Genomic DNA, 25,170 nt, shown 5'->3' on the forward strand with positions numbered 1-25,170 from the left:
CCGTGCCGTCGGGGCCGCGCGCCCCTGGGGCGCGGACCGGAGGCCGCCCCGGCGGGGGGCTCCCGACCGGTCCCCGTCCCGCGGCCGTCAGTCCGGCGGGTCCAGCGGCGACATCGCCGGCGAGTAGTTGAACAGCCGGAGCCTGGCCGCCCCCGGTTCGAGGAGGGACGCGGCCCCGGGGTCGACGTCGACGATGCTGAGGCTGGCCGGGTGGCTCGGGACCGTGCGGGCGGGGTCGAGCCCGACGGCGGCCGTCAGGAAGGCCCGCGCCGGCCCGCCGTGGGTGACCGCCATGAGCAGCTCGTGCCCGCCGTCCGCGGCCCGCCGCACGGCGGCGTCGAGCCCGGCGACCACCCGCTCGGTCAGCTCGCCGAAGCTCTCGGCCCCCGGCGGGTGGAACCGCCCCGCGCGCCACGCGGCGTACACGCCGCCGTCCTCCGCCCTGACCTCCGCCGAGTAGCGCCCCTCCCAGCCGGCCAGGTACGCCTCGTTCAACCGGGGGTCGCGCGCGTCCGGACGTACGCCGAGCACCTCCGCGGTCTCCCGCGTGCGGCGCAGGCCCGAGGTGACGACGTACCCGGGGGCCAGGTACCCGACCGTCTCCGCCAGGGCGGAGACCTGCCGCCGCCCGGCCTCGGACAGCCCGACGTCCCGCTGCCCCTGGAGGCGGCGCTCCTCGTTCCACGCGGTCTCGCCGTGGCGGACCAGGAGAAGCCGCATCATCCGGACACCTCGGCGTCCAGGAGCTCACCGGAGGCGTCGAAGTACGCGTCCGGCGCCGACGGCAGGCGCACGCCGAGCGCCTCACCGGGCAGCAGTCCGACCGGCGTGTCGCGGGAGACGTGCATCCGCGTCCCGTCGGGGAGGTCGACGCCGATGACCCACCTGTCGGCCATCGGCACCTGGTCGGCGAACGTCGCCTCCACACACCCCGGTTCCGACGCGTCGGCGGCGATCCCGACCGAACCGGCCCGGTACATCGCCCTGACGGTCCCGCCCCCGGACGGGGGCGGGGCGGCGCCGCAGTCGACGCCGAACGCCCGCAGCCTCCCCCCGTGGACCCGGCACTCGACGATGTTGGCCGGGGGAGTGCCGATGAACGTGGCGGCGAACGCCGTGCGCGGCGACTCCAGCAGTTCCCGCGGCGTGCCGAACTGCTCGATCCGGCCGTCCTTCATGAGCGCGATGTGCGTGGCCATGGTCATCGCCTCGACCTGGTCGTGGGTGACGTAGACGCTCGTGGCGCCGCTGGAGCGGTGGACGCGCATGAGCTCCCCGCGGGTCTCGACCCGCAGCCTCGCGTCGAGGTTGGACAGCGGTTCGTCGAAGAGCAGCACCTCGGGCTGCGGCGCGATCATGCGGGCGATCGCCACGCGCTGCTGCTGCCCGCCGCTGATCTCCCCCGGGTACCGGTCGGCGAGGTCGGAGATCGCCAGCATCGACAGCACCCGGTCGCCCCGGGAGCGGCGCTCCTCCTTCGGCCACCTCGCGACGGTCAGCGGCCATTCGATGTTCTGCCGCACCGTCTTGTGCGGCCACAGCGCGTAGGACTGGAAGACCAGCCCGGCCCCCCGCTCGGCGGGAGCCACGAGCGCGGTGCCGTCGCCCCGGGCGATGACGCGGTCCCCGAACCGGATCTCGCCGCCGGTGGGGTTCTCCAGCCCCGCGAGCATCCGCAGGGTCGTCGTCTTCCCGCAGCCGGACGGGCCGAGGAGGACGAGGAAGGAGCCCGCCGGGACGTCGACCGAGATGCCGTCGACGGCCGCGGTGCCGCCGAAGTCCTTCCGGAGGTCGGTGATGGTCAGGGAGGCCGAAGACGCCTCGGAGCGCATGCCGGTCCTTTCCGCCCGATCGGTGCCGATCGTGGAGGTCATGAGTTCGAGTTCCAGGGCTGGGCGGCGCCCTCGAAGCGCCGCGCGATGATGGTCGCCGCAACCGATATCACCGCGATGACGACGGTGACCGCGTTGGCCGACTGCGTGAAGTTCTCCGACGAGTACTGGTAGGTGAGGACGGCCAGGACGGGCATCGCGGGGGTCGCCAGCAGCACGACGAGGGAGAGGTCGCGCACCATCTGGACGAACACGAGCACCCCTCCCGTGAACAGGCCGCGCGCCGTCAGGGGAGCGATGACGGAGCCGATCCTGCGGAACAGCCCCGCCCCCGCCATCACCGCCGACTCCTCGACGTCCTTGGACACCTGGCCCAGCGCCGAGGTGCCCGACCGGACCGCGAACGGGATCGTCGCCGCGATCCCGGCCAGCACGAGGATCGCGAACGTCCCGTACAGGCTCGGGATCGGACCGATGGGCGCACCGAACTGCGCGATGAACGCGGCGCCCAGCGCGATGCCGGGGATGAGGAACGGCACGAACGAGAGGACGCCCATGGTCCCCGTCAGCCACCTCGGCCCGCCGGAGCGGGTGATGACGTAGGAGACGAGTAGGCCGAGGACGCCCGCGCAGATCGCGACGCACACCCCGAGGAGCACGGTGTTCCAGGTGGCCTGGAGGATCTGCGGGTTGTTCAGGATGCCCCGCTGCCCCTGGGCGAGGGCGGGGTCGGAGCCGCCGATCCAGTAGTGGAGGGTCAGCCCCGACGAGAAGTCGTTGGTGCGCAGGGTCAGCGAGCTGAACACGAGCACCAGGCCGGGGACGACGGTGGTGCAGGTGACCAGCAGCCACGCGACCGCGGCCACCGGCCGCGCCCACGGCCCCAGGTCGACGCCCCGGCGGCGGCCGCCCTTGCCGGTGATCGTCGCGAAACTGCGCCTGCCGCCGGTGATCCTCGTCGAGGCGTACATGATCATCGCGGCCACGAGGATGAGCACGATGGACAGCACGTATCCGCGTGAGACGTCGCCCGTGGAGATCGCCCCGTACAGGCGGGTCGAGAGCGTGTGGAACCGGACGGGCAGGCCGAGGAGCGCGGGTGTGACGAAGTTGGAGACGCCCTCGGCGAAGGCGAGCAGGGCGCCCGAGACCATCGCCGGGGCCACGACGGGCAGCGCGATGTCGCGGGCCACGCGCATCGTCGGGGCGCCCGTCAGCTCCGCGGCCTCCATGAGGTCGCCGTTGACGCTCGCCAGGGCGGCGGCGACGAGCATGAACGACAGCGAGAAGTAGTGGGCCGTCAGGGTCGCGGCGATCGGAACCGGCCCCCAGGCCAGCCAGTCGGGGACGGGGATCCCCAGGTTCATGAGGATGCCGGTGGAACCGCCGATCAGGTCGTTGCGGAAGACCGACTCCCACGCCAGTGCCAGGGCGAAGCTCGGCAGGGCGAACGGGATCGTCGCCAGGAGGCCGAGGATCCCGCGCCCCGGGAGCCGGGTCATCACGACCACCCAGGCGAGGAAGCCGCCGATCACCGTGGAGCCGGCGGCGGTGGCGACCCCCATGAGGACCGAGTTGCCCATCGGCCTCCACAGGAGGTTCTCCGACATCGGGCTGGCGAAGACGTCCGTCCACGCCTCGCGGTTGCCGGCCGTCAGGGTCGTGTTGACCAGCCCGAGGAGCGGTGCGACCACGAGGACGGCGAGGACGAGCAGGGTGCCGGCTCCCAGTACGGCGGTCGGCTGCCCGAGGGCGGTCCGCGCACGTGCCACCGTGCTGCCGACCGTCGTGCGGCGGGGGGCGGGTGCCCTCTTCATGGTGTCCTCTCTCCGGGACGGGGGACCTGTCCCGGGGCGTGTTCTGCGGTGACGTGCAGCGGTGAGGTCGCTCGCGGTGCGCGCCCGCGGACGTGTCCCGCGGACGCTCCCGGCCGGCCCGGCGCTCGCGAGGCCCGGAACGGTCCGCGGAACGCGGCCTACAGGGTCAGCAGGAAGTCGGCCACGTCGTCGCGGATCTGCGCCGTCTCCTCGGGGGAGATGTCCCAGGCGCCGAGCTCGTCGAGGGAGACCGCGCCCCCGGGGGCCGCCATGTCGGTGCGCACCGGGTAGTCGCCGGGGACGTAGAAGGGGTCGAAGGCGGGGCCGCCCGTCTCCGAGTCGTCGCCCATGAGGAAGTCCGCGACCAGCCGGGCGGCGGCCGGGCTGTCGGAGTCGCGCACCATGCCGATGTAGGCCGGGAAGGTGATCCCCGGCGAGGGCGCGGTCCCCAGGGAGGCCTGGAGCGCCCACCCCTCCTCCTCGTTGTCCCGGCGGTCGGAGTACGAGGTGAAGCCGACCGGCGGGTCGTCCTGGCCCGCCGCGCCCACCGCCGCGTTGACGTTGTCGGTGTCGTCGACCAGGACCAGCCCGTTGCCGTACAGGTCCTTGACGAACTGCTGACCGGCGTTCTCGACGCCGTCGTCGAGGACGACCTCGGTCCCGAAGTGGTCCAGGTGCGCCTGCGCCATCGCCTCGGACTGCCGCACGATCTCGGCCACGAGGTCGAGGTAGTCCCCGCGGACCGCGGGGTCGACCATGACGACCCTGCCGTTCCACTCCTCCTCGGTCAGCTGCCACAGGTTCCCGACCGGGGAGCCGTCGGGATGGGCCTCCTCGTTGTACATGAGGACCTTGGTCGAGAGGCGGTTGGCCAGCAGCGGCTGCCGGTACTCCTCGGGAACGGTCTCCGCGACCCGCGGCGGGACGTAGTTCTGGAGGATGCCGCCCGCGACGAGCTCGGTGATGACGACCGGGGCGTCGGAGATGTAGGCGACGTCGGCCGACGGGGTGCCGGCCTGCGACTCGGACCGCAGCCGGGTGATCTGCTCGGAGGAGGAGATGTCGTGGCCGATCAGGTCGATGCCGGGGTACTCCGCCTCGAACGCCTCCTCGACCGAGGCGATGCGCGAGGTGAAGGAGTAGACGGTGACCTCGCCCTCCTCGGTGGCCAGTTCGACGAGTTCCTCGTGGGTGGCGTCGTCGAGTTCGTGGGGGTCCGCGCCCCCGTCGGCGGCGGGGGTCTGGGGGGCGCCGCCGCCGCAGGCGGCGAGGGAGACGGCGAGGGGGAGGGCGACGGAGGCGGAGAGCATTCTCGAAAAGCGCATGACAGGTCCTTTGTGTCAGTTCTCGCGCAGGTGGGGGAGGGGGCGGGCACGGACGCCGTGGGACTGCGGCCGGTGGCGTCAGCCGAAGTCCGTGAGCAGGCCGTCCAGCCGGTCGAGGGCGGGGAGGATGACGTCGGGGTGCCGCTGGGCGACGGTGAGCACGATGGCGTTCGCGATCATCATCGGGACGCTCAGGGAGGAGAAGCCCTCCTGGTGTCCGCGCGGGGCGGACAGGACGGTGGTCGGGGCGGGGTCGAGGGTGTGGAGGGTGTCCGTGATCAGGACGGAGCGGGCGCCCACGGCGGAGGCCCGGGCGTAGAGGTCCGTGAGGTTGCGCGGGGCGCGGCGGAAGGCGAAGGACACGACGACGTCGGACTCCGACATCGCCAGCACCCGTTCGGCGACCTCGCGCCCGGGGCCGACGAGGTTGACCGAGTGCATCCCGAACCGCCGCAGCCGTCCGTCGAGGAGCTCGGCCAGGATCCCCGCGTTGCCCCGTGCGAAGAGGTGGACCACGCGCGCGCCGACCAGGAGGTCGGCGACCTCGTCGATCTGCGACTGGTCCACGTGCCTTCCGACGGCCGCCAGCGATTCGAGCTCGGTGGCCAGGAGCGTGTCCAGGACGCGGCCCTCTCCCCGGAGCTCCGCGCGGAACCGGTCGCCGGCGCCGTTGAGGTGGGCCTCGCGGTCCTCCCGCAGGTCGTCCCGCAGCTCCAGGTACCCCTGGTACCCCAGGCGCTGCGCCAGGCGGGTGGCGGCGGCGGGGTGCACCCCCGCGCGCTGGGCGACGTCCCCGCCCCGCCACAGCGGGGCCTCCGCCGGGTGGGCCAGGAGTTCGTCGAGGAGGACGCGGTCCGACCTGGTCAGCCGGTCGCGGTACTCGTTCACACGCTCGTGGAAGTTCACGACAGTGACGCTACAGCAATTTTAATTGCGCGAGTATGACCTTCTGCAATTTAAGTTGCGGTTCATGGGGTCTTCACCCCCAGGTCGGACGGGCGCCCGGTCCCGCGGAGGAGGGGCCTCTGCCAGGCCCGATGCGTCCGCGACCCCGGACACGGGGGGGCCGCCCTCCGGACGGCGGGGGCACGGGACTCCCGTGCAGACGGCGCGCCGCCCCGCCCGGTCGGGTTCCACGGGCGGGGCGGCGCGGTGGGAGGGGCCCCGGGGCCCGGCGGTCGCGGTCCCGGGGGACGGTCCCGGGGCGTGTCCGCGGACGCCTGCGGCGGGCCCCGGGGCGGTCGGCGGTCAGCCGTCTCCGCCGGGGAGCAGGGATCCCAGCGGACCCAGGTCGAGGTTGAGGTCGGCGGCGGACAGGCCGTAGCGCTCGCGCAGCTCGGTCATCCGCTCGTCGAGCAGCATCAGGGTCATGCCGATGCGCTCCTCCTGCTCCTCGGTGAGGTCGCCCTGGTCCACCCGGCGCAGGGCCTGCCGCTCCATGAGCTGGCGCACCAGCTCCACCACCGTGAGCACCAGTTTGATCAGGTCGCGTTCCACCGTGTCGGGTTCGGTCTCGATCCTGTGGCGCAGCCTCTGCTGCTCCGTCCGCGGTTCGGAGGCGGCCTCCCCGCCCCGCGCCGTGCCGTCCAGCGCGTTCTGGAGCTCGCCCAGGAGGTCGCGCCCTCCACCGGCTTCGGAGGCCCCGTCCAGGTCGCGGACGACCGCCCCCGCCGTGTGCTGCCGGGAGTCCCCGGTCCCTCCTGCCATGCTGTCCCCCTTCGGTGAGGTCGGGTGTCAGTCCTGACGGATCCATCCGGCCAGGGGATGGCCGTGCTCCCACGGCGAGGGCACGTCCTCGTTGATGGAGGACACCAGCGCACGCAGGGACACCCGGACCAGGTCGACGTCGGCGATGGAGACGGTCAGGTCCCCCGTGATCACCACCCCCTTGGCCAGGACGCGGTCGAGCAGGTCGACCAGGGAGATCTCGCGGTTGGCCAGGGGGTGGTCCTCGTCCAGCATGCGCGTGAGCGAGTAGGGGCCCGGGGCGGAGCCGGACGCGGACCCGTCACGGGCGTCCGGGCCCTCCGCCGGGCTCATACGCCCACCCCCGGGGAGGCGAAGGAGTAGGGCGCCCACGGCCCGGAGACCTCGACCCGCGTACCCGCCGACGCCCGGGAGTCCAGCTCGCGCACCGTGTCGAGGAAGGCCTCCACACGGGCGTCCTCCACCAGGTAGGCGGTGTTCATGACGTTCTCGCCGGGGGCCTCCGAGAGCGCCGAGTCCTGGGGCCGGTGGTGCTCGCGGGCCCGGGACAGCGCTCCCAGCGCCTCGTCGGCCTCCTCGCACAGCCGCGCGGCCCGCTGCCAGGCGTCATCGCGGCTCTCGCGCTGCTGCCTGCGCCTGCGGAGGTAGGCCTTGCCCGGGCTCTCGCCCGGAGGCGCCGCCTCGGCCCGCGGCGCGTCCTCGGGACGGCGCGCGCCGGTCTCCGCGTAGACCTTGACCCCCAGCTCGACGCAGCCCTCCAGCCGCCGCAGGACGGCGTCGAAGGACGCGTGCTCCTCCCGGAGCACCTGGCGCACGCGCCCGTCCCCGCGGTAGACCGTCGCCAGCCTCAGCGGCACGGCCACGGTCCGGCGGGCGGTCCTGTCGACGACGCCGTGGTGCGCCCTGGCCACCGCCTCCAACCAGCGCAGGTCCTCGAGGTTGGCCTGGAGGGCCGCCTCGTCGAACTCGTCCAGGGGGACGGCGCTGACCACGGCGGCGAGGTCGCCCTCGGCCACGAGGTGCACCGGATGCCCCCCGACCCCGGTCGCCCCGTCGAGCGCACCGGCCCCGGGGGGACGGCACACGGCGTAGACGTAGCTCGCGTACTCAGCCCTGTCCATGCTCCTCCTCGCCGTCGGCCCCGGTCCCGGAGACCCCGCCTCCCCGCGCGGCGGCGCCGGCCGCGTCCTCGGGGGAGGCGTCCGCCCGCCCGTCCGCGGCGACCTGGGGCGCCCGCCCCTCCTCCAGCGCGGCGATGCGCTCGCGCAGGAGCCGGTTCTCCTCCTCCAGCTCCTCGTCCCCCCGCTTCATCGCGCGGGAGGACAGCGCGGGGTCGTGCTCCCACCAGTCGATGCCCATCTCCTTGGCCTTGTCCACCGAGGCGACGAGGAGTCGGAGCTTGACGGTGAGGAGCTCGATGTCGAGGAGGTTGATCTTGATGTCGCCGGCGATGACCACGCCCTTGTCGAGCACGCGCTCCAGGACGTCGGCGAGGTTGGCGGACGAGGAGCCTCCGGAGGAGCGGATCTGCCGGGGCTCGCCGCGCCACGGTGTCGGTTCACTCACGGGTCCCCCCTTCCTCCGCACCGGGCCGGGGCGCACGGGTGCGGGTCACGGGCACGCCCCCGTCGGCTTCGGCGCCCCGGCCCCCGGACCTGCGGGGCCGCCCGGCTCAGGAGCGCTCGTCGGCGCGGGGCTCGTCCTCGTCGACGTACTCCTCGTCGTCGTCCAGGTCCTGTTCGTCCGCCTCATCAGAATCCTCGTCCGCAGGCTCTTCATCAACGGGCTCCTCGTCCTCGAACTCCTCGTCCTCCTCGTCGAGGAGTTCCCCGTCGGTCTCCTCCGGGTCCTCCTCCAGCTCCTCCGAGTCCTCGTCCCGGGGCTCGTCCCCCTCGGGCTCGTCCCCGTCGTCGGGGTCCTCCTCGTGCGGGGGGCCGGGGTCCAGCTCCGCGAGCCGCTCCCGCTCCTCCGGGTCCAGCTCCGCGAGTTCGGCGGCCTCGTCCTCGTCCAGCCGCGCCAGCTCGTCCCACTGCTCCTCGGAGAGGCCGGCCTCCTCGAGCTCCAGGGCGTCCTCGTGGGAGAGGACGACCTCGCCCTCGCGCACCTCCCCGCGCCAGCCCTGCATCTCCTCCGCCTCGGACAGGGCCATCATCATGACCTGGCGCCGATAGTGCTTGAGGTCCAGCCGAAGGCGTCGGCCCTGGGCCCTCCAGAGGTTGCCGGTGCGCTCGAAGAGGCCCTTGGGGTAGTACTCCACCACCAGCAGGACCCGTGTGAGGTTCTCCCCCAGGGGGTGGAAGGTCACCGCCCCCTTCATGGTGCCCTTGGCGGCCTCCGTCGACCAGGCGATCCGGTGGTCCTGCACCTGCTCGGTGACGGCGGCCTTCCAGCTCCGGCTCGACCAGAAGACCTTGCCCTTCCAGTGCGAGGTGGTGTCGCCGGTCTTCTCCACGCTCTGCACGCCCTCGGCGAAGGAGCCGAAGTCGGGGAAGCGGGTCCACTGGTTGTAGGCCACACGCACGGGGACGCCGACGTCGATGTCCTCGACGATGTTGACGCTCTTCGAGGGCCTGCCGCCCCCGCCCCCCTTGCCGAAGGCCTTCCCGGCCTTGTTCTTGAGGCCCTTGGCCCCGCCGGTGACCACGGCCTTGGCCGGGCCCTTGCCCTGGACGAGCTTGCGGCCGACCTCGCCCACCACGGGGGCGCCGGCGACACCTTCGCCGGACAACCGCCCGACCGTGCTGCCGAGCTTGCGGGCGGCGCCGGTCACCACACTGCTCGCCTTGGCGCCGACGTAGTCCTGGACCGCGTCGGCGAGCTTGGAGGTGCCCTCGTTCCTGTCGGCGGCGGAGCGCAGGCGGGCCAGGGGGCCCTCGGACTCAGCCACGCCCATCACCGTCCTCCTCGCCGCCCTTGCGTGCCGGGCGCTTGCGCTGGGCGGCCTTGCGCGTACCGCTGCCCGCCTTCCCGGCGGCGCCCGCCGCGGCCCGCCCCGGCGCCGTCTTCCTCACCTTGGCCTTGCGCCCGCCCTTGTCGGGGGAGGCCCCCTCGGAGTCCTTCTCGGAGGAGGGCGCGCCGGTGTCCTCGTCGTCCTCGCGGGCCCCGTCCCCGTCCTCGGACCGCTCCGACCCGCCGGTGACGGTGTCCGCCGCGCCCTTCCCGGCGCCGGACCGGAGGCTCTCGGTCCGTTCGTTGAGGGAGTCGGCCAGGGACCCCGCCCACTTGCCGGCCAGGTTGCCCGCGGCGGCCTTGCCCACGTCGAGCAGCTGCTCCCGCGACTGGTTCCTCAGCTCGCCCACCAGAGGCAGGGAGGAGACCTCCTTCAGCAGGCCCTGGGCGAGCATCTGGGGCTTGATGTCGAGTTTCTTCGCGCCGAGGTAGAGGCCGAGCCCCAGGGCGAGCTTCAGCTTCTTCTTCCGGCCGAGGATGTAACCGCCTACGGCGGCGGCCACGATTTTCGCCGTGTCACTCACGGGTTCACACCTCAATGTCGTCTATCGGAGACCCTGGTACCTCTCGGCTTCCTCCAGCTCGTCCAGCAGCTCGTCCTCGAGCCTGTCGAACTCGTCCGCGGACAGCTCGCCCCGGTCGAACCGCTCCGACAGTTCGGCCAGGCGCTGCCGGATCCGCGAGGGGTCGTACACCTCCCGCTCGGCGGCCTCCAGGACCTGGCGCGCAGTCCAGTCCGCGAACCGGACCGGAGCGACGGCGGGAGCGGTGAGGATCGTGCGGAGAAGGCCCATGCGCCCTCCTCTCGTTCGGGCCGGGGCGGTCGTGCCCCGGTTCAGCGCGGCGGAGCCGTCACGAAGCTGTAGGGGGGAAGCGGGCCGTTGACCCGGATCTCCAGGAGGGTCCCCCACTTCTGCTGGAGCTCACCCGCGACGCGGAGGAGGTCCTCGGTCCGGTCCTTCCGGACCAGGAGCGAGACGTTGGCCAGGCAGCCGCCCACGAGGGGGCCCATGGCCACGCGCTCGGCGTGCTCGGCCAGGGGCCGGGTGACGGCCTCGGCGTCGCGCTGCCTCAGGGCCTCCAGGGCCTGGGAGACCTGCTCGCCGAACTCCATCTGCTCGGCGGGCGTGCCGCCGCCCGAGGCGCGCAGGGCCTCGTTCCTGGCCCGGAGCGACTCGTCTTCGAGGAGCACCAGCCGCAGCGCCGCCTCCTCGATGTGCGTGGCCTTGACGTTGAACTCCACCCGCTCGGCCAGCCGGGCGAGCAGCTCGGAGTAGTGGTCGGCCCCGCGGTCGAGCTCGGCCGCGACCGCCTCGTCGTCCGCGCTCACCGCGCCGAAGCGCAGTGGCAGGACGCCGTGCCCCTGGGCCAGGGTCTGGAGCACGTCCTGGTGGGCCGTCAGGTCGCGCCGCTTGGCGCGGAGCCCCTCGGGTGCGTCGCTCGCCGCCGCGGCCAGGCCGCCGGCGCGGACGAAGCGCAGGGGGGCGGGGCTCTCGCCGACCCCGGTGAGCTTCAGGCGGTCGAGCGACTCGTCGTCGCGGACGATGCCGTAGACGTACGTGCTCATTCGTCCTCCTTCTTGGCGGAGGCGCGGCGGCGGGAGCGGGCCGGGGCCTTCTCCTCACCCCTCTCGTCGTCCTGCCCCTTGGAGAAGGACTCGGAGATGGCCTCGGCGGCGCCGGAGAGCGCGCCCTTGGACTTGCTGCGCGCGCCCTTCTCCATGCCGCCGTTCACCAGGTCGGGGAGCCCGGCTCCGCCGCTGCTGGTCAGGTCCAGGCGGTTGCACGCCTCGGCGAAGCGCAGGTAGGTGTCGACGCTCGCGATCACGATACGGACGTCGACGGTGAGGAGTTCGATGCCCACGAGCGAGACCCTCGCGAACACGTCGACCACCAGCCCCTTGTCGAGGATGAGTTCCAGGACCTCGTAGAGGTTGCCGGAACTCCGGCCCCCGCCGGAGGACTGCTGCATCACGGTCATCGGAATCGTGCTCCTTTTCGTCAGTGAAGAACCGAAGGGCAGATACTCCTGTCCAGTGCGCAGAAAATGGGGTCATGTCCCGTCGGAACGGCCTCGCGTGTAGCGTTTCACGCGCCGGTAGCCCTGGATTTCACCGTCCGAGTCGAGTTCCACGGAATAGGTGGCCAGCATGCTCACCGTGTCCGGGACGCGTCGTAACTCGAGTGTCTCCAGGTTCAGGCTCCATCCTTCGCCGTCCCGCTCGAAACTGGAAACGCTCTCGACTTCGATCCCGGTGATCTCCTCGAACTGTTCCCGGGCCTCCCGCAAGCGTTCCATCATTGATTTTCTGCCTGGGGAGCGAGGCGGGGGACGGCCTTCGCTTCCATTGTCTTGGCTCATGGATCTCCTGTCCAATGGCCATTGTCCGAATTCGTTCTTCCTGCCCTCAGGACTAACCACTACCACGAAAAATCCAGGCAAAACGTCCCGCTGGTCAGAGGCGGGGGAGAAGGGCGTGTTCCACCAGGCAGGGGCGCGGAGCCGGTTTTGGGAGGCGCCGCCGGGAGCGGGGCGCGAGACGGTCCGGCCCGGCACGCTCACCGGGTCGCGCCGGTGATCCGTTCCAGGGTCCGCCGCCCCGTGCGGCTCATGGCCGGATTGCTGTACCGGTAGTACCAGACCAGCCCCATCGCCTGCTGGAAGGCCCAGGCCCGGCCTCGCTCCCACTCCTGGTCGCCGCTGTCCAGGGCCTCCCTGAACGCGTGCCTCGGCCCGTCGTCGAGCATGTGCCAGGCACAGACCAGGTCCAGTGCCGGGTCCGCAGGCCCCAGACCGCCGACGTCGAGGCCCCCGGCCAGGCGCCCGTCCCGTACCAGCAGGTTGCCGGGGATCAGGTCGCCGTGGCACATGAGGTCGGGCTCCCCGCCCCGGGGCAGCTCGCGCATCCCCTCCCAGAGCCCGCGCAGGCGCGGTACGTCCAGCAGCTCCTCGCTGCGCTCCAGGCACGTGCGCATCCACGCGTCGTGGTCGGCGATCCGGCCGCCGCGACCCGCTCCCCGGAACGTCCGGCCGCGTGTGTCCACGGCCCGTGCCCCGCGGACGAACTCGGCCAGGTCCAGGGCGAACCCCGTGCTCCCGCCCGGGTCGAGCCGGTCGGCCGGGGTCCCCGGCAGCCAGGTCTGCACCGCCCACGGCAGCGGGTACCCCTCCCGCGGCCCCCCGACCGCCACGGGCGCGGGGGTGGCGAACCGTGTGCGCCCGAACAGCTCGCGTGCGGCCGAGGCCTCCGCCCGCAGCCGGCGGCCGACCTCCCCGGGGTCACCCGGCCGCAGCGGGAAGCGCACCGAGAACCCCTCGCCCAGGCGGAACACGGCGTTGTCCGTGCCCCCGGGGAGCACGGGCGCGAGCGGCAGCCCGGCCCACTCCGGGAACTCGGCGGCGACGATGCGGGCAGCCGCCTCCGCGGACACCGCGACCTGGCCCTCGTGCATGTCCATCGACCCAGTCTGGCCGCCCCCCGCCCGGCGGCGCACCCCGTTTTCCGGCAGGTCCGACCGTCCCGCGGATGTCCTCCTGGGCCGCTCCGCCGTCCGCCGAACGCCGGAACCCCCGGTGGGTTCGACGAGCCGACCGGGGACACAGGACGCATCCCGGACCTCGGCCCGGCCGGGCGCCCGGCCCTGCCTGTTCACAGGGGGCCGGGGGCGGCGGACGCCTCAGGCGCGGTCGTGCTGCTCCGACCGCCGGTGCGCCTTCCACGCCCGGTGGAGTCCGCGCCGGCGCTCGTACTCCTTCTTCGCCCGGTGCTGCGGATCGGTTTCGAGGGTCTGGGACGCCGGGCCCATGACGTGCAGGAGCGCGTAGTTGATACGGAATCCCGTCCTGTACAGCAACGAGAACGAGTCCTTCCCACGCGGCTTGTCCATGGCCGTCCACCTCACCGTTCGCCGGGATCGCGGACGTACGCCGCGAGAGTGCAGTCGAGCAGAGAACCCATCACCGCGAAGATCCGCGGCCTTCCCCGCTCAGCAGCGTATCCGCCCGCTTTTCGCCCTCCCGGTCGGCCCGCCCTACACGGGGCCTCGCCCCGGGCCCGGCGTCTGACACGGGGACGACATCTCCCGGGCCGCGCTGCGGCGGCGTCCCGTTCCGGCCGCGAGGTCGGACGTGAAGGTGCGCCCGGCCGGGCTGGACCGTGTGACGACGCCTTCGCCTGGGACGCCCGCCGGACGGTGTTCCCGGACGTGGCCGAGGTCACCGGCGTACTGCTGCGAGCAATCCCGGCTCGGGGTGAGTTCGACCGACCGGTGCCGCTAGGTATCGGACATCACGAGTTCCAGCTCGCCAGGGGGCGACTCCCTCGCGGTGTACAGGGGACCACGGATATCCGCGCAGGGACCGAAACGGATCCAGGCCAGCTCCTGCGCCCGGCGACGGTCGAGTGCGAGCAGACTGCGCACGCCCGGCGCGAACGCCGCCGGCCTGCGCCGGGTGGCCGCGCGCAGCCGTCGCCAGCGCCGCGAATGCGCCCGGTGGCTGCGCTCGGTCACCCGCCGCCCCCGGGCGTCTTGCCCGTGCCGGGCCTCCTGCGGGGTGGCGTCGATCATCACCACGTGCATCTCGTACCGGCGGAGCCGGCAGAGCAGGGCGAGCAGCACGCGGACCGGGGTGCGGGTCCCGCACTCGTGCAGCACCACCGGGCCGCCGCGCAGCGCCGCGGCCACCCGGACCAGGTGCAGTACGTGCACCACCCAGCGCCACAGCGGGTAGGGAATCCGGCCGAGCAAAGGTCCCAGCCGGTACCGCGACTGCAGCGAGTCGATCACCCGCACACCCTCCGCGGTGAGCACGGTCCGCTCCTCGTTCTCGCGGAGTCCGAACAGCCGCCGCAGCAGGGTGCTCTTCCCGGCCCCGGGCACCCCGGAGACCAGGACGAGCGACCGCCGGGGATAGACCATGCCGCGCACCGTCGCGTCATTCACCGCAGATACGTACCGCGCCAGCCCTTGGAACATCTTCGGCAGCTCCTCCGACCTTCGCGCCGGTGAGGCGCGGCTCCGCAGCGGCAGCGTCACCTATGTCATTGACGCTACCGGGCATCGACGAATCCGAACAACGCAGAACTCCCCACTGCGGCGCGTGCCGGGATCGCCTCCCGTCACTCATGGCGTTTGCGATTGCCTTGGACACTCGGTCCAGGCCTGGAGGCCTGACCAGCCGACACATGAAGAAGCCCCGGAGACGCTCTGAAGAGGTTTCCGGGACCGCTTGTTCCGGTTAGTGCGCGCTTGTGCTTGATTTCCGCTTGGACGGAGTCGGCCTAGGAGGGTTAGACACCTCAGCTCAAAGCTGGTCGGCACGTACCCCGGCCAGCAGTCCGGCCCACTGGTCGGCGGGGAATTCCAGGTGGCCCGCTTCCCGGTTCTGGGTGTCTCGTACCAGGGCGCCCGTGGCCAGCTCGCGGACCTCTACGCAGTTGCCCCCGGTGTTGCTGTAGGTGCTCTTGTGCCAGTCGGTGTTCATGCGAGTTCCTTCAAGGCTTGGAGGGAGAGCCGGGCGGGGAGTGCCTCCGCCATCGCCGCCGTGACCAGTGCGGCGAGTCTGTCATTGCGGTCGGCGTCGTAGATGACGTTACCGTCCATGTGATCGCTGGAAATAACGGTCTCCCCCGAATCCAGACGGAACACCAGCACCGGCGACGTGACACTCAGCAGGATCGACCCCTCCGGGACCAGGTGGATACGGACCCGCCCCTGTTCGACCAGCTCGACCAGGTGGCGCGCCTGCTCGGCGCGTGCCGCATCGTCGAAGCCGGTGATCCCGTACACGGGGAAGACCGCGGTGATGCGCAGCTCGGGCAGTTGGCCCAGCCGCTGCGTGCGGATCTGCGCCAGCCGCGCGATCTCCGCATCCGAGGCGGCCGGGTGCCAGGCCCGGAACACCGCCCCCGCGTACAGGGAACTTTGCAGGTACCCGGGCACCAGGGCAGGGGAGGCGGCCTGGACATGCCGGGCCCGTGGCTCGATGTTCATGAGCGGCCGTGCCCACTCCGGTGTGGACTTGCCGGACTTGGCCATCCGCCACGCGGAGATGACCTTGCCCTCGGCGTCCAGGAGCCGGTCCAACTGCTCGGCGGTCTCCCGGAACGGCAGCGCGTGCCCGCACACCCACCGGGACACCGATGCGGCCGAGCACCCCAGGTGGCCGGCCAGCTGTTGCTGGGTCAGCCCCGCAAGTTCGCGATAGGTGGTGAGCACTTCATGAAAGAGGGGTTCGCTCATACGCGTGATATTACGCACGGCTCCCGCATGCTGTCAGGAAGTTACGAGAAAGGCGCACGTGCTGAGGTAAGGGAGCCTGTTCGGGCCACGCTGGCGTCATGGAACTTGAAGACGAACGCGTCATCTCTCTGCGGGACCTTCAGAACGCCTTGGCCGCCCGGCAACTGGACAGCAGGCTCGCCGTCACCGTGTACCGGGGCGAGTTGACCCCGACCCTGTGCTGTGACCCGTACTTGGGTCAGGCCGCCGTGCGGGTCCAGGACGAGCAGTACACGTTCCTCGGCATCACCACCCCCCGGGTACAGGTGCCCGTCACCGAACCGGCGGAGTGCGTCGACCGGCTGGTCGGGGAACGTGCCGGGCGCATCAGCGGGTCGTCATGAGTAGGTCCGACCTCAGCACCCTCCACCCACGGCGGGGGGACCGGTTCCGAAGGAGCACCGCCCCGCACGGGTCGAGTGAGTTCGGTCCGTTGCTGCCGCCGCCGCGCGCCGATGACCCGGTGGGGCACGGGTACACGGCCTTCCAGGTGGTGCGGTTGGCGGTGTGGGCGGCCCGGGAGTGCCGCTGGGTGGATGCCATGGATCCGGTGCACCGTGCGGAGACCGCGTGGGAGGCCATCGCCGAGCACCTCCACCTTGCCCCCGAGCGGCCCCAGGAGACGGAGTTGATCGCCGTCGGGTGGAAGGCGATGAAGGCCCAGCACTACCAGGACCTGAAGGTCCGCGGCCTGGGCGGCAAGGACAAGGCCCTGCTGTCCCGGGCGTTCGTGCGCTACTGGACCAGCGCCTCGGCGCCGGCGCACTCCCACGAGGACCAGATCGTCGACCGCCTCGCCCTGGCGCAGATCTGGACCGCGCTGAAACCCGCGCACAGGGAGGTGCTCACCGCCCTGGCCGAACACGACGACCGGCGCCGCGCCGAACGCTCCCTGAACATGGACCCGGTCACGTTCACGCGGGTGCTGGGCCGGGCCCGGCGGGCGTTTTTGGCGCTGTGGCACGAGGGTGAGACCCCGTCCCCGCTGTGGGGCTACGACCGCTCCGGGGCGCGGCACCAGAACGTGATGTACCTGGTCCGGTTGCGCAAGCGCCGAGCGTTGCAGCGTAAGGCCGATGGGCATGTCCGCCGCTACGGGCACCGCCCGCCCCGGGATCTGGGGGTGCCCGACGCCGAACTGCTGGCGCGGCACGAGGAGGGGGAGAGCTACGCGGCTCTGGCGGAGTCCTTCGGTGCCAGCCGTGCGCTGATCGCGTCCCGGGTGACCAAGACCCGAGCCCGGATGGAGGAACAGACCGCTGGTGGTGGGCCCGGGGTGTCGGCCCACGGATGACGAAAACCTGCGCGTACGCCGGATTTCGGCCGAGGGTTGAACCACCTCGCGAGGCAGAGCGACCATCGACCAGCCCAGGGAACCGCGCCTGACCACTGGCGACAGCAGGAGAACCCTGAGCGGGCCCGGGCGGGGAGCGCAGCCCTTCGGGCCAGAAGCACCCGCAGGAGAAGCCGCTTCGAGAACGGAAAGAACAACAGGTGCCCCGACCGGTGCTGGAACACCGGACCGGGGCGTGATCACCACCTGAACCAACCAGGAGGAGACCGTGGAACACCCTACTACCGGCCGTCACCGGCGGCCCTGCGACAGCATGGCGGGGCGAGTGTGGGCACTGACCGCCGCGCTTCTGGCCACTGCCTTGGCCGCACTCTTCAGCCCTCGGCCGGCCCCGTTGCCTCGCCGGGTCCCGCGCGCGCTGCCGACAGCTCCCCCGCCCGCCATCACCTCCAGGCAAGGTGATCTGCTCGCCGAACGTTCCGGCTTCCCTGTCCCGGACACCTGGACCACTGGAGCCTTGACTGCGTCGGCCCGCCAGGAGCAGGCCTACCGCGACCACTCGGCTTCGTTCCAGGAGGGGGGCAGGTTGGACGCCGATCCCGACCTGATCGCTGGAGCCTTGGTGCGCCCCTACCTCGACCTCACGGGTGTTCCGAGCCCCCGTCCGACTGGCCCAGAGGACTGTCCGGCCTCACCATCAATCGCAGTCCCGGAAGTGGCTGAGGACGAGTTCGCTGAGCTGACCGACCGCATCCGCGCCTATCTGGCGCTGCGGAGCTGAGGAAACCGCGAACAGCCGGGGGCATTCTCTCCTGCGGGAGGGAGGGCGCCGGTTCCGGCCGGGTAGTGGGACGGGGGAGCACATCAGGAACACCTGAACACCCTGAGCCCCGGGCCACGCGACGGGTCGACCCGTCCTGGCCTGGGGCTTTCTCGTGGGCGGAGCCGGTCGACCATCGGATCAAAGGTCCGCTGGGCTGTTCCGTGTTCTGCGGTCGCCACCACTCCGTTTTCTTCTGAAAGCGGTGGCGAGGTCGCCTTTCAGGTGGTCTGGTCATGTGTCTCTGGGGTGGGAATAAACCCTATGAAGGAAAAATGCTGTCATGCACGCAAGGTTGCACGTCTCGCGAAGCTGGTTTTCTTGTCGTCGGATTGTGGAATGAAATTGGTGTGCTTTCGTTAGTCGGATGCGGGATATGAGGAGTTCGTCCAAAATTCTCAAGAAGGTCCCCGGTGTGCTTGCTGCCCTGATGGTACTCATTCTCCTTGGCCCAATGCCGCAGGCTCATGCCGAACATGTTCTGCCGCTGGTCGCGGCCGAGGGCTACTATGCGGAGATCAACGGGGTCGAGTACCGGCCATCGCAGGAGCGTTCTCAGACATGGGCGGCCTGTGGGGTGCAGGACGACAACCACAAGCTTGTCCGTACTTTCACTAAAAACGGTGGTCCATCCGGGCAAAGCGCTTATCTCAAGTGCGGGTCGTCGGGTTGGGGTTATCGACACATTCAGGACAGGCATATGGGTGACTGGAACAACATCGCCGTTCAGATAGGCGACAACTGGAGGTCGTTCGCTGACTTCGCGATCGAGCAAATTCTGATCGCGCCTGAATCCGCTACCTACAAGTCCGGGAACGACACCTATGCTTTCACGGCGCCAGTGCAGATCCGAGACAGTGACGGAAACGTTGTCAGTACTTACCGGCCTTTGGTCTCCGTTGCCAACGAGTCACGCAACATCATCACTGCCTACCCCCGGCGCGGGTAGGCGCTGGAGGGCTTATGGACGACACATACCTGTTCACCGAACTCGTGCACCGTCTCAACCTGGATGACGGCTCAGCCGATGAGGCCACCCACCGGAGAGGTGTTCTGCTTCGCCGGTGGCAGGGCCGTGACCTGAACCCGCCGTACATGCTGCATGTGGACCCGCCGACGCTGGGAGAGCACCTGCGGTCCATGGAGGGCATCAGTGAACTATTCCCCGGCGCTGCTCCTGAGATCGGTGCGCTGCGGCTGTTTCTCGTCCACATCGAGGAGGCCGTCGAGACCGCTCCGCAGGGCCATCAGCACTTGGTGATCGGTCCGGCCGGGGTGTACGCGCAGCCAGATGCTCCCCCGCGGACCGATCGCGGCGTTTAACGCAGGGCTGGCATCTTCCGTTCTGCGTTACGGCGGTGTCTCGCGCTGGCCGCGGAGCCGGGCGTGAAGGTGGTGCGAACGAGTTGATGCACACGACCACGCTTTCAGGACACCTACAGGCCGATGCTCCCTGAGGTGACAGAAGCGGTGGTGTGAACGACCGCAAGTTATGTCCGGAGCGGTGCCCATGCCGGGGCCCTTGGGTTGGCACGCTCGGGAACCCCTTGACGTGTGGTGTTTGGGGCGGACATGGCCGGTGGGCTATGTTCGCCCCCGTGCGGTGTCAGGGCACTACCAGGGCGCTGGTGGGCGGACACAGGGCCGCCCCAGGCCGGCTCCACACAGTCACGGGACGGCAAAGTGCTCCGGGAGGTGGATCCCCACCTGCACTCACCTTGTACTGCGGAGCACACCAGGAGCACGCATGGGCCCCGAACACGACGAGGACCCCTCGCGGAGTCCTCGAACACCCCGTATGACCTGGGGTTTTGTGGCGCACCCGGCAGGATTCGAACCTGCGGCCATCGGATTAGAAGTCCGGTGCTCTATCCACTGAGCTACGGGTGCTCGATTCAATTGTCGCCCGCCAGGGCAGGTCGAGACCACGTTGTGACCCGTGGTTCCGGTGGGATGCTGCGCGCCGGGGCGGGGGCGGGGACGGCCGGTGGACCTACGGTCGGGCTGGGCCCGTGTCGTGGTGCCGCTGGCGTCCTGGGCAGACATTCTAGGGTATACGTGCGATGTCGCCCACACCTGGTCAAAGTCTGACCAACTACGGTGATTCGTAGTTGCTTCTCGTTACCACGCGGGTTCCACCAAATCGGTTGCTATGGGCCTCGTGCACCACGTTACCGGTGATTAACTCCGGGTGCGGTGCTGCGCTGCTGGCGTTTCGCGAAGTCCTGCGGGGTGTGTGCCGCCGTGCGGCGGCTGTGGCGGTTCAGAAGATCCACCACTGTCCCAGCAGGACCGACAGCGATACCCAGCCGACAAGCACCGGAGTCTCCCTCGCCGTCGACTGTAAGGTGCCCTGGGTGTATGGGCGAATACATTGCGTGGCAAACACATGTTTGCCTCGGTTTGGTGTCCGTTGGGGTTGCTGCTGACGCGGCTAACGTGGTCGGGTGCGATCTCTTGGACTGACGGCGGGGTTCCTGCTCGACATGGTGGTGCCCGACCCGCGGCGGGGGCATCCGGTCGCCCTGTACGGGCGTGCGGCGGGGCGGTGGGAGAGGGCGGTCTACCGGGACTCGGTCGCCTCCGGCGCTCTGTTCGCGGCCGGGGCGGTGACCCCCGTCGTGGGTGCGGGGCTCCTCCTGGAGGGAGCGCCGGCGACGGCGGCCGCGACCTGGGCCTCCCTGGGCGGGAGCATGCTGGGGCGCGAGGCCGGGCGGATCGCCGACGCCCTGGAGAGTGGAGACCTGGAGCGCGCGCGTGCACTGCTCCCGAACCTGTGCGGACGGGACCCCTCGGGGCTCGACGCGGCCGGGGTCGCGCGGGCGGTCGTGGAGTCGGTCGCGGAGAACACCTCCGACGCCGTCGTGGGCCCCCTGGTGTGGGGCGCGCTGGGAGGGGTGGCCGGGGTGGCCGGCTTCCGCTCCGTGAACACGCTCGACGCCATGGTCGGCCACCGGAGCCCGCGCTACGAGCGGTTCGGCGCGGCCTCGGCCCGCCTGGACGACGTGGCCGGGTGGGGACCCGCCAGGCTGACCGCGGTGCTGGCCGCGCTGGCGGCGCCCGTGGTCGGGGGCAGCGTGCGCGAGGCGTGGCGCGTATGGCGGCGGGACGGCGGCCGGCACCCGAGCCCCAACGCGGGGCAGTGCGAGGCCGCGTTCGCCGGGGCGCTGGGGAGGACGCTGGGCGGGGCCAACGTCTACGCGGGACGCGAGGACCGGCGGCCCACGATGGGGGACGGCCCCCCGCCGGGGGTCGGGGACATCCGGCGGGCGGTCCGGCTGGCGGAGGCGGTCGGCCTGGGCGCGCTCGCCGTGGCGGCCGCGACGGCGGCCGCCACGGACCGCGCCGGTCGGGGCCGCGGCGCTCAGGCGAGGTTGCGGGCGTAGTTCACCTGTTGGTGGATCTGGCCCACCACCGCCGGATGGGTCACCAGGATCGACGTCGTGTAGTGCTTGTCGTGCCCCTGCACGCTCACCTGGACGTGGCCGGTGGTCTTCTGCTCCTTGACGAGCAGGAAGAGGAGGCCCAGCAGGCAGGTCCACCAGAACACGAGGATCGCCACGACGACGGCCCAGGTGGGGGTGGTCCTCTCGGTGCGGCTCATGTCGTTCACCGTCCACACCGTCCCCCTGATCGGGAAGCGCCCGATCGGGGTGATCACGGTGCTCTGGGAGAACGCGATCTCGCCGACGGTGCCGAGCGGGACCTCGGCTCCGGGCGGGGGCTGCTGCCCCATGGGCTGGTAGCCGCCGGTGGGGGCGCCGTACGGCTCGATCACCCCGCCGTGGTGCTGTTCGGGGGGAAGCCCCCAGCCGGGGGTCTGACCGTCGGGCTGGTGCCAGGGCTCGCCCGGGCCGGGGTCGGGGTACTGGTTCATGCCGCGATTGTGTCAAAGCCCGTGGGGGACGAGGACGGGGACGGCGGATCCGGTGTGCTCCCGTTCCCCGTCCCGCGCGCCGACAACCGGGTGGGCACGGGAACCCGCGGCGGCCGGTGGCCGGTTGTGGCCACGCCGCGGCGCCCGGTCCGCCCGTCGGGGCGGATCCCCCCGGGGGTTTGCCCTGCGTGTGTCGCCGGTCACTCCAAACCCCGGATGTGCTCGCTCCGCCGGCCGGCCCGCGCGCCAAACATGAAACTCTTTCGCGATTTCCTTACCCGCGCGTAACATTCGCTGATCCATCGCCCGCACCCCCAGGTGGTGACAGCTCTTGTTCCCCTCACTCCGCCGACGGCTACGCACCGGCGCCTCGGGCCTCGCGCTGGCGGTGACGGCCGCCACCGCGGCCGCCCTCCCCGCGTCCCCGGCCCTGGCCGAACCCGAACCCCTCGCCGACTACTGCGCTCCGCAGGGATGCCGAGACATCCTTCCCCCCGGCCAGAACGGCAGCGCCACACTGGTCGAGATCCTCGGTCACCAGGTCTTCGGGACGCGGCCCGAGCACTCCTCCAGCCAGCTGGACATGTACGACAACCTCGTCCACCACTACGACGGACTCACGGAGGAGGGACTGGACGACTTCTTCGTCGACGCCTCCTTCGGGGTCGACCCCGGCGACGTGGACCGGCGGTACCAGCCGCGCGAGGACGTCACCATCACCCGGGACAAGAGCCACGGCATCCCCCACATCGAGGGCACCACCCGCGAGGGCACCATGTACGGCGCCGGGTACGCCGCGGCGGAGGACCGGCTCTTCCTCATGGACGTGCTGCGCAGGGTCGGCCGGGGGGAGCTGACCTCCTTCGCGGGCGGGGCGGAGGGCAACCGCGGACTCGAGCAGGACCTGTGGCGCACCGCCCCCTACACCGAGGAGGACAAGCAGGCCCAGATCGACCGGGTCGCCGCCGGGGGAGAGCGGGGAGAGCAGGCGCTCGCCGACGTCGACGCCTATCTCGAAGGGGTGAACTCCTACATCGAGGAGGCCGACAACGGCCGCTACTTCCCCGGCGAGTACGTCCTGACCGGGCACAAGGACGCGATCACCAACCGCGGGGAGATCGAGCCCTTCACCCCCACCGACGTGGTCGGCATCGCCGCCATGGTCGGCGGGATCTTCGGCGGCGGTGGCGGCGGCGAGGTCCAGGCGGCCGTCGTCCTCGCCAACTTCCAGGACCGCTACGGGGCGGAGGAGGGCGCCGAGCTCTGGCGGGCCTGGCGGATGGAGAACGACCCCGAGGCCGTGGTCAGCGTGGAGGGGGAGTTCCCGTACACCGGCACCCCCGAGTCCCCGGTCGGCGAGGTCGCGCCGGACCCGGGCTCCGTCGAGCCCTACGACATCGTCCACGACGAGCACGGATCGGCGGCGAGCGGTGAGACCGCGGAGGCGCCCGCGCCGCTCGCGGACGCGGTCGGGGGGCCCGAGGACGGGGCCGACGCCCCCACCGTCGAGGACCTGCCCCGGGAACAGCGGGACGAGCTGGAGCAGATGGTCGAGGACGGCGACCTGTCGGCCGCGGAGGGCGTGTTCAACGAGGGGGTGCTCCCCGAGGGCTTCATGGACCCGCGCGGCATGTCCAACGCGCTGCTCGTCTCGGGCGAGCACACCGAGAGCGGCAACCCGGTGGCCGTGATGGGCCCCCAGACCGGCTACTTCTCACCGCAGCTGCTCATGCTCCAGGAGCTCCAGGGGCCGGGCATCAGCGCGCGCGGCGCGTCGTTCGCGGGAGTGAGCTTCTACGTCCAGATGGGCCGCGGCGTCGACTACGCCTGGAGCGCCACCTCGGCGGGCCAGGACATCACGGACACGTTCGCGGTCGAGCTCTGCGAGACGGACGGCTCCGCCCCGAGCACCGCCTCGCGCGCCTACGTGGACACCTCGGGGGAGTGCACCGCGTTCGAGGAGCTGAGCGTCACCAACGAGTGGTCGCCCACCGTCGCCGACGGCACCCCGGCGGGCGGGTACACGATGACGTCGCTGCGCTCCGAGTACGGGCTCGTGCAGTCGTTCGCCACCGTGGACGGGGCCCCGGTGGCGTTCACGTCCCTGCGCTCCACGTACATGCGCGAGGTCGACTCCATCATCGGTTTCCAGCGGTTCAACGACCCGGGCGAGGTCACCTCGGCCGAGACCTTCACGGAGGCCGCCGGCGACATCGGCTACGCCTTCAACTGGCACTACGTCGACGACGAGGACATCGCGTTCATCAACTCGGGCGCGAACCCGGTGCGCGTCGAGGGCACCAACCCCAACCTGCCCATCGACGCCTACTCGGCCGCGGGCTGGTCGGGCTGGGACCCGGCCACGAACAGCGCCGACTACCACCCCCAGGAGGACCACCCGCAGGCCGTCGACCCGGACTACATCGTCAACTGGAACAACAAGCCCGCGCAGGGCTACACCTCCGGCTGGTCGACCGGATCGGTCCACCGCGGCGACCTGCTCGACAGCCGGGTGGCGGCGCTGGTCGGCAGCGGGCACGAGTTCACCACCGCCTCCCTCACCGGCGTCATGATGGAGGCCGGGGTGGCCGACCTGCGCGCGCAGGAGGTCCTCCCGCTGATGCTGGAGGTCATCGACTCGGCCCCGGTGGAGGACCCGGAGCTGGCCGCCGCCGTGGAGGAGCTGCGGCTGTGGAACGAGGCGGGCTCGCTGCGCCGCGAGCCCCATCGCGACGCGGGGTACTACTCGTACGCCGACTCCATCCGCACGCTCGACGCGTGGTGGCCCCTGCTGGTCCGGGCGCAGTTCGAGCCGGAGCTGGGCGAGGACCTGTACACGCAGCTGACCAGGGCCGCCCAGACCGACGAGTCCCCCTCGGGCGCCACCGGCGGAGGAACCCCGGGAAGCGTCAACCAGGGGCAGCCGCACAAGGGCTCCTCGTTCCAGTACGGCTGGTGGTCGTACGTCGACAAGGACCTGCGGTCCGTCCTCGGACAGGAGGTCGAGGGGTCGCTGGGCGGCGCCTACTGCGGCGGCGGCGACCTGGACGCCTGCCGGACGGTCCTGCTGGACACCCTCGCCGAGGCGGCGGCCACCCCGGCGGGAGAGGTCTACCCGGGCGACGACCACTGCCCGGCGGGCGACCAGCTCTGCGCCGACACGGTGATCCACCAGGCGGTGGGCGGTATCGGCATGTGGCCGATCGCCTGGCAGAACCGGCCGACGTACCAGCTCGTCTACCAGTTCTCCGGCGGACGGTAGGACGGG

At 71.4% G+C, this 25,170-nt stretch carries 27 protein-coding genes and 1 tRNA gene; 6 read left to right on the forward strand and 22 right to left on the reverse strand.

Annotated elements, in window-relative coordinates; genetic code table 11:
• Positions 1 to 87: 87 nt before the first annotated feature.
• The 20 genes from OUQ99_RS06495 to OUQ99_RS06590 form a co-directional block, all read right to left on the reverse strand.
• On the reverse strand, positions 88 to 723 hold the full coding sequence (locus OUQ99_RS06495) for a histidine phosphatase family protein (RefSeq protein ID WP_267948526.1): 636 nt from the start codon (positions 721 to 723) through the stop codon (positions 88 to 90).
• Positions 720 to 1,874 (reverse strand): ABC transporter ATP-binding protein, encoded by a 1,155-nt coding sequence (locus OUQ99_RS06500; RefSeq protein WP_267948527.1) that lies wholly within the window; start codon positions 1,872 to 1,874, stop codon positions 720 to 722. The genes OUQ99_RS06495 and OUQ99_RS06500 overlap by 4 nt, the downstream gene beginning before the upstream one ends.
• Positions 1,871 to 3,649 carry an ABC transporter permease gene (locus OUQ99_RS06505; RefSeq protein WP_267948528.1) on the reverse strand — a complete coding sequence of 593 codons (1,779 nt, stop codon included), beginning with the start codon at positions 3,647 to 3,649 and terminating at the stop codon, positions 1,871 to 1,873. Before OUQ99_RS06505 ends, OUQ99_RS06500 begins: the two co-directional genes overlap by 4 nt.
• Positions 3,650 to 3,807: 158 nt before the next feature.
• Positions 3,808 to 4,974, reverse strand: a complete 1,167-nt coding sequence (locus OUQ99_RS06510; RefSeq protein WP_267948529.1) for an extracellular solute-binding protein — start codon at positions 4,972 to 4,974, stop codon at positions 3,808 to 3,810.
• Between the two features lie 78 nt (positions 4,975 to 5,052).
• Positions 5,053 to 5,880, reverse strand: coding sequence for a MurR/RpiR family transcriptional regulator (locus OUQ99_RS06515; RefSeq protein ID WP_267948530.1), 828 nt, complete (start codon positions 5,878 to 5,880; stop codon positions 5,053 to 5,055).
• A gap of 342 nt (positions 5,881 to 6,222) precedes the next feature.
• A complete protein-coding gene (locus OUQ99_RS06520) occupies positions 6,223 to 6,681 on the reverse strand; it encodes a gas vesicle protein K (RefSeq protein ID WP_267948531.1) in 459 nt (152 codons plus the stop codon).
• Between the two features lie 27 nt (positions 6,682 to 6,708).
• On the reverse strand, positions 6,709 to 7,014 hold the full coding sequence (locus OUQ99_RS06525; protein ID WP_267948532.1) for a gas vesicle protein: 306 nt from the start codon (positions 7,012 to 7,014) through the stop codon (positions 6,709 to 6,711).
• On the reverse strand, positions 7,011 to 7,802 hold the full coding sequence (locus OUQ99_RS06530; protein WP_267948533.1) for a GvpL/GvpF family gas vesicle protein: 792 nt from the start codon (positions 7,800 to 7,802) through the stop codon (positions 7,011 to 7,013). Before OUQ99_RS06530 ends, OUQ99_RS06525 begins: the two co-directional genes overlap by 4 nt.
• Positions 7,789 to 8,247: a gas vesicle protein gene (locus OUQ99_RS06535; RefSeq protein WP_267948534.1), complete on the reverse strand. Its 459-nt coding sequence runs from the start codon at positions 8,245 to 8,247 to the stop codon at positions 7,789 to 7,791. The genes OUQ99_RS06530 and OUQ99_RS06535 overlap by 14 nt, the downstream gene beginning before the upstream one ends.
• A 106-nt stretch (positions 8,248 to 8,353) precedes the next feature.
• Complete coding sequence (locus OUQ99_RS06540) at positions 8,354 to 9,574, reverse strand: SRPBCC family protein (protein ID WP_267948535.1); 1,221 nt, start codon at positions 9,572 to 9,574, stop codon at positions 8,354 to 8,356.
• Positions 9,561 to 10,154 carry a hypothetical protein gene (locus OUQ99_RS06545; protein ID WP_267948536.1) on the reverse strand — a complete coding sequence of 198 codons (594 nt, stop codon included), beginning with the start codon at positions 10,152 to 10,154 and terminating at the stop codon, positions 9,561 to 9,563. The genes OUQ99_RS06540 and OUQ99_RS06545 overlap by 14 nt, the downstream gene beginning before the upstream one ends.
• A gap of 21 nt (positions 10,155 to 10,175) precedes the next feature.
• On the reverse strand, positions 10,176 to 10,424 hold the full coding sequence (locus OUQ99_RS06550) for a gas vesicle protein GvpG (RefSeq protein ID WP_267948537.1): 249 nt from the start codon (positions 10,422 to 10,424) through the stop codon (positions 10,176 to 10,178).
• Positions 10,425 to 10,465: 41 nt separating this feature from the next.
• On the reverse strand, positions 10,466 to 11,197 hold the full coding sequence (locus OUQ99_RS06555) for a GvpL/GvpF family gas vesicle protein (RefSeq protein ID WP_267948538.1): 732 nt from the start codon (positions 11,195 to 11,197) through the stop codon (positions 10,466 to 10,468).
• Entirely contained in the window at positions 11,194 to 11,610 is a 417-nt protein-coding gene (locus OUQ99_RS06560) for a gas vesicle structural protein GvpA (protein WP_267948539.1), read from the reverse strand. Before OUQ99_RS06560 ends, OUQ99_RS06555 begins: the two co-directional genes overlap by 4 nt.
• A 72-nt stretch (positions 11,611 to 11,682) precedes the next feature.
• On the reverse strand, positions 11,683 to 11,991 hold the full coding sequence (locus tag OUQ99_RS06565; RefSeq protein ID WP_267948540.1) for a gas vesicle protein: 309 nt from the start codon (positions 11,989 to 11,991) through the stop codon (positions 11,683 to 11,685).
• Positions 11,992 to 12,188: 197 nt separating this feature from the next.
• On the reverse strand, positions 12,189 to 13,088 hold the full coding sequence (locus OUQ99_RS06570; RefSeq protein ID WP_267948541.1) for an aminoglycoside phosphotransferase family protein: 900 nt from the start codon (positions 13,086 to 13,088) through the stop codon (positions 12,189 to 12,191).
• A gap of 219 nt (positions 13,089 to 13,307) precedes the next feature.
• Complete coding sequence (locus OUQ99_RS06575; protein WP_267948542.1) at positions 13,308 to 13,517, reverse strand: hypothetical protein; 210 nt, start codon at positions 13,515 to 13,517, stop codon at positions 13,308 to 13,310.
• A gap of 387 nt (positions 13,518 to 13,904) precedes the next feature.
• The gene (locus tag OUQ99_RS06580; protein WP_267948543.1) at positions 13,905 to 14,606 is read right to left on the reverse strand and encodes an AAA family ATPase; all 702 of its coding nucleotides are present in this window, start codon (positions 14,604 to 14,606) and stop codon (positions 13,905 to 13,907) included.
• Positions 14,607 to 14,934: 328 nt separating this feature from the next.
• Positions 14,935 to 15,114: a DUF397 domain-containing protein gene (locus OUQ99_RS06585; RefSeq protein WP_267948544.1), complete on the reverse strand. Its 180-nt coding sequence runs from the start codon at positions 15,112 to 15,114 to the stop codon at positions 14,935 to 14,937.
• Positions 15,111 to 15,872 (reverse strand): helix-turn-helix domain-containing protein, encoded by a 762-nt coding sequence (locus OUQ99_RS06590; protein WP_267948545.1) that lies wholly within the window; start codon positions 15,870 to 15,872, stop codon positions 15,111 to 15,113. Before OUQ99_RS06590 ends, OUQ99_RS06585 begins: the two co-directional genes overlap by 4 nt.
• A gap of 98 nt (positions 15,873 to 15,970) precedes the next feature.
• Here OUQ99_RS06590 and OUQ99_RS06595 point away from each other — a divergent pair, with 98 nt between their 5' ends.
• The 4 genes from OUQ99_RS06595 (at position 15,971) to OUQ99_RS06610 (ending at position 19,348) form a co-directional block, all read left to right on the forward strand.
• Positions 15,971 to 16,255 (forward strand): hypothetical protein, encoded by a 285-nt coding sequence (locus OUQ99_RS06595; protein ID WP_267948546.1) that lies wholly within the window; start codon positions 15,971 to 15,973, stop codon positions 16,253 to 16,255.
• 119 nt (positions 16,256 to 16,374) lie between these two features.
• Entirely contained in the window at positions 16,375 to 17,205 is an 831-nt protein-coding gene (locus OUQ99_RS06600; protein WP_267948547.1) for a hypothetical protein, read from the forward strand.
• Positions 17,206 to 18,440: 1,235 nt separating this feature from the next.
• Entirely contained in the window at positions 18,441 to 18,974 is a 534-nt protein-coding gene (locus OUQ99_RS06605) for a hypothetical protein (RefSeq protein WP_267948548.1), read from the forward strand.
• A 14-nt stretch (positions 18,975 to 18,988) separates the two neighbouring features.
• Positions 18,989 to 19,348 carry a hypothetical protein gene (locus OUQ99_RS06610; RefSeq protein WP_267948549.1) on the forward strand — a complete coding sequence of 120 codons (360 nt, stop codon included), beginning with the start codon at positions 18,989 to 18,991 and terminating at the stop codon, positions 19,346 to 19,348.
• Between the two features lie 491 nt (positions 19,349 to 19,839).
• Here OUQ99_RS06610 and OUQ99_RS06615 read toward each other — a convergent pair.
• Positions 19,840 to 19,915 (reverse strand) — tRNA-Arg (locus OUQ99_RS06615).
• Positions 19,916 to 20,511: 596 nt separating this feature from the next.
• Between OUQ99_RS06615 and OUQ99_RS06620 the strand changes: the two genes are divergently transcribed.
• Positions 20,512 to 21,411 (forward strand): cobalamin biosynthesis protein, encoded by a 900-nt coding sequence (locus OUQ99_RS06620; protein WP_431061519.1) that lies wholly within the window; start codon positions 20,512 to 20,514, stop codon positions 21,409 to 21,411.
• Here the strand turns inward: OUQ99_RS06620 and OUQ99_RS06625 are convergent.
• Positions 21,390 to 21,902 carry a hypothetical protein gene (locus tag OUQ99_RS06625; RefSeq protein ID WP_267948551.1) on the reverse strand — a complete coding sequence of 171 codons (513 nt, stop codon included), beginning with the start codon at positions 21,900 to 21,902 and terminating at the stop codon, positions 21,390 to 21,392. The genes OUQ99_RS06620 and OUQ99_RS06625 overlap by 22 nt on opposite strands.
• A 331-nt stretch (positions 21,903 to 22,233) precedes the next feature.
• Here OUQ99_RS06625 and OUQ99_RS06630 point away from each other — a divergent pair, with 331 nt between their 5' ends.
• Entirely contained in the window at positions 22,234 to 25,164 is a 2,931-nt protein-coding gene (locus OUQ99_RS06630) for a penicillin acylase family protein (protein ID WP_267948552.1), read from the forward strand.
• Positions 25,165 to 25,170 lie beyond the last annotated feature (6 nt).

The sequence above is a fragment of the Streptomonospora nanhaiensis genome, from assembly GCF_026642255.1.
Taxonomy (GTDB): domain Bacteria; phylum Actinomycetota; class Actinomycetes; order Streptosporangiales; family Streptosporangiaceae; genus Nocardiopsis; species Nocardiopsis tropica.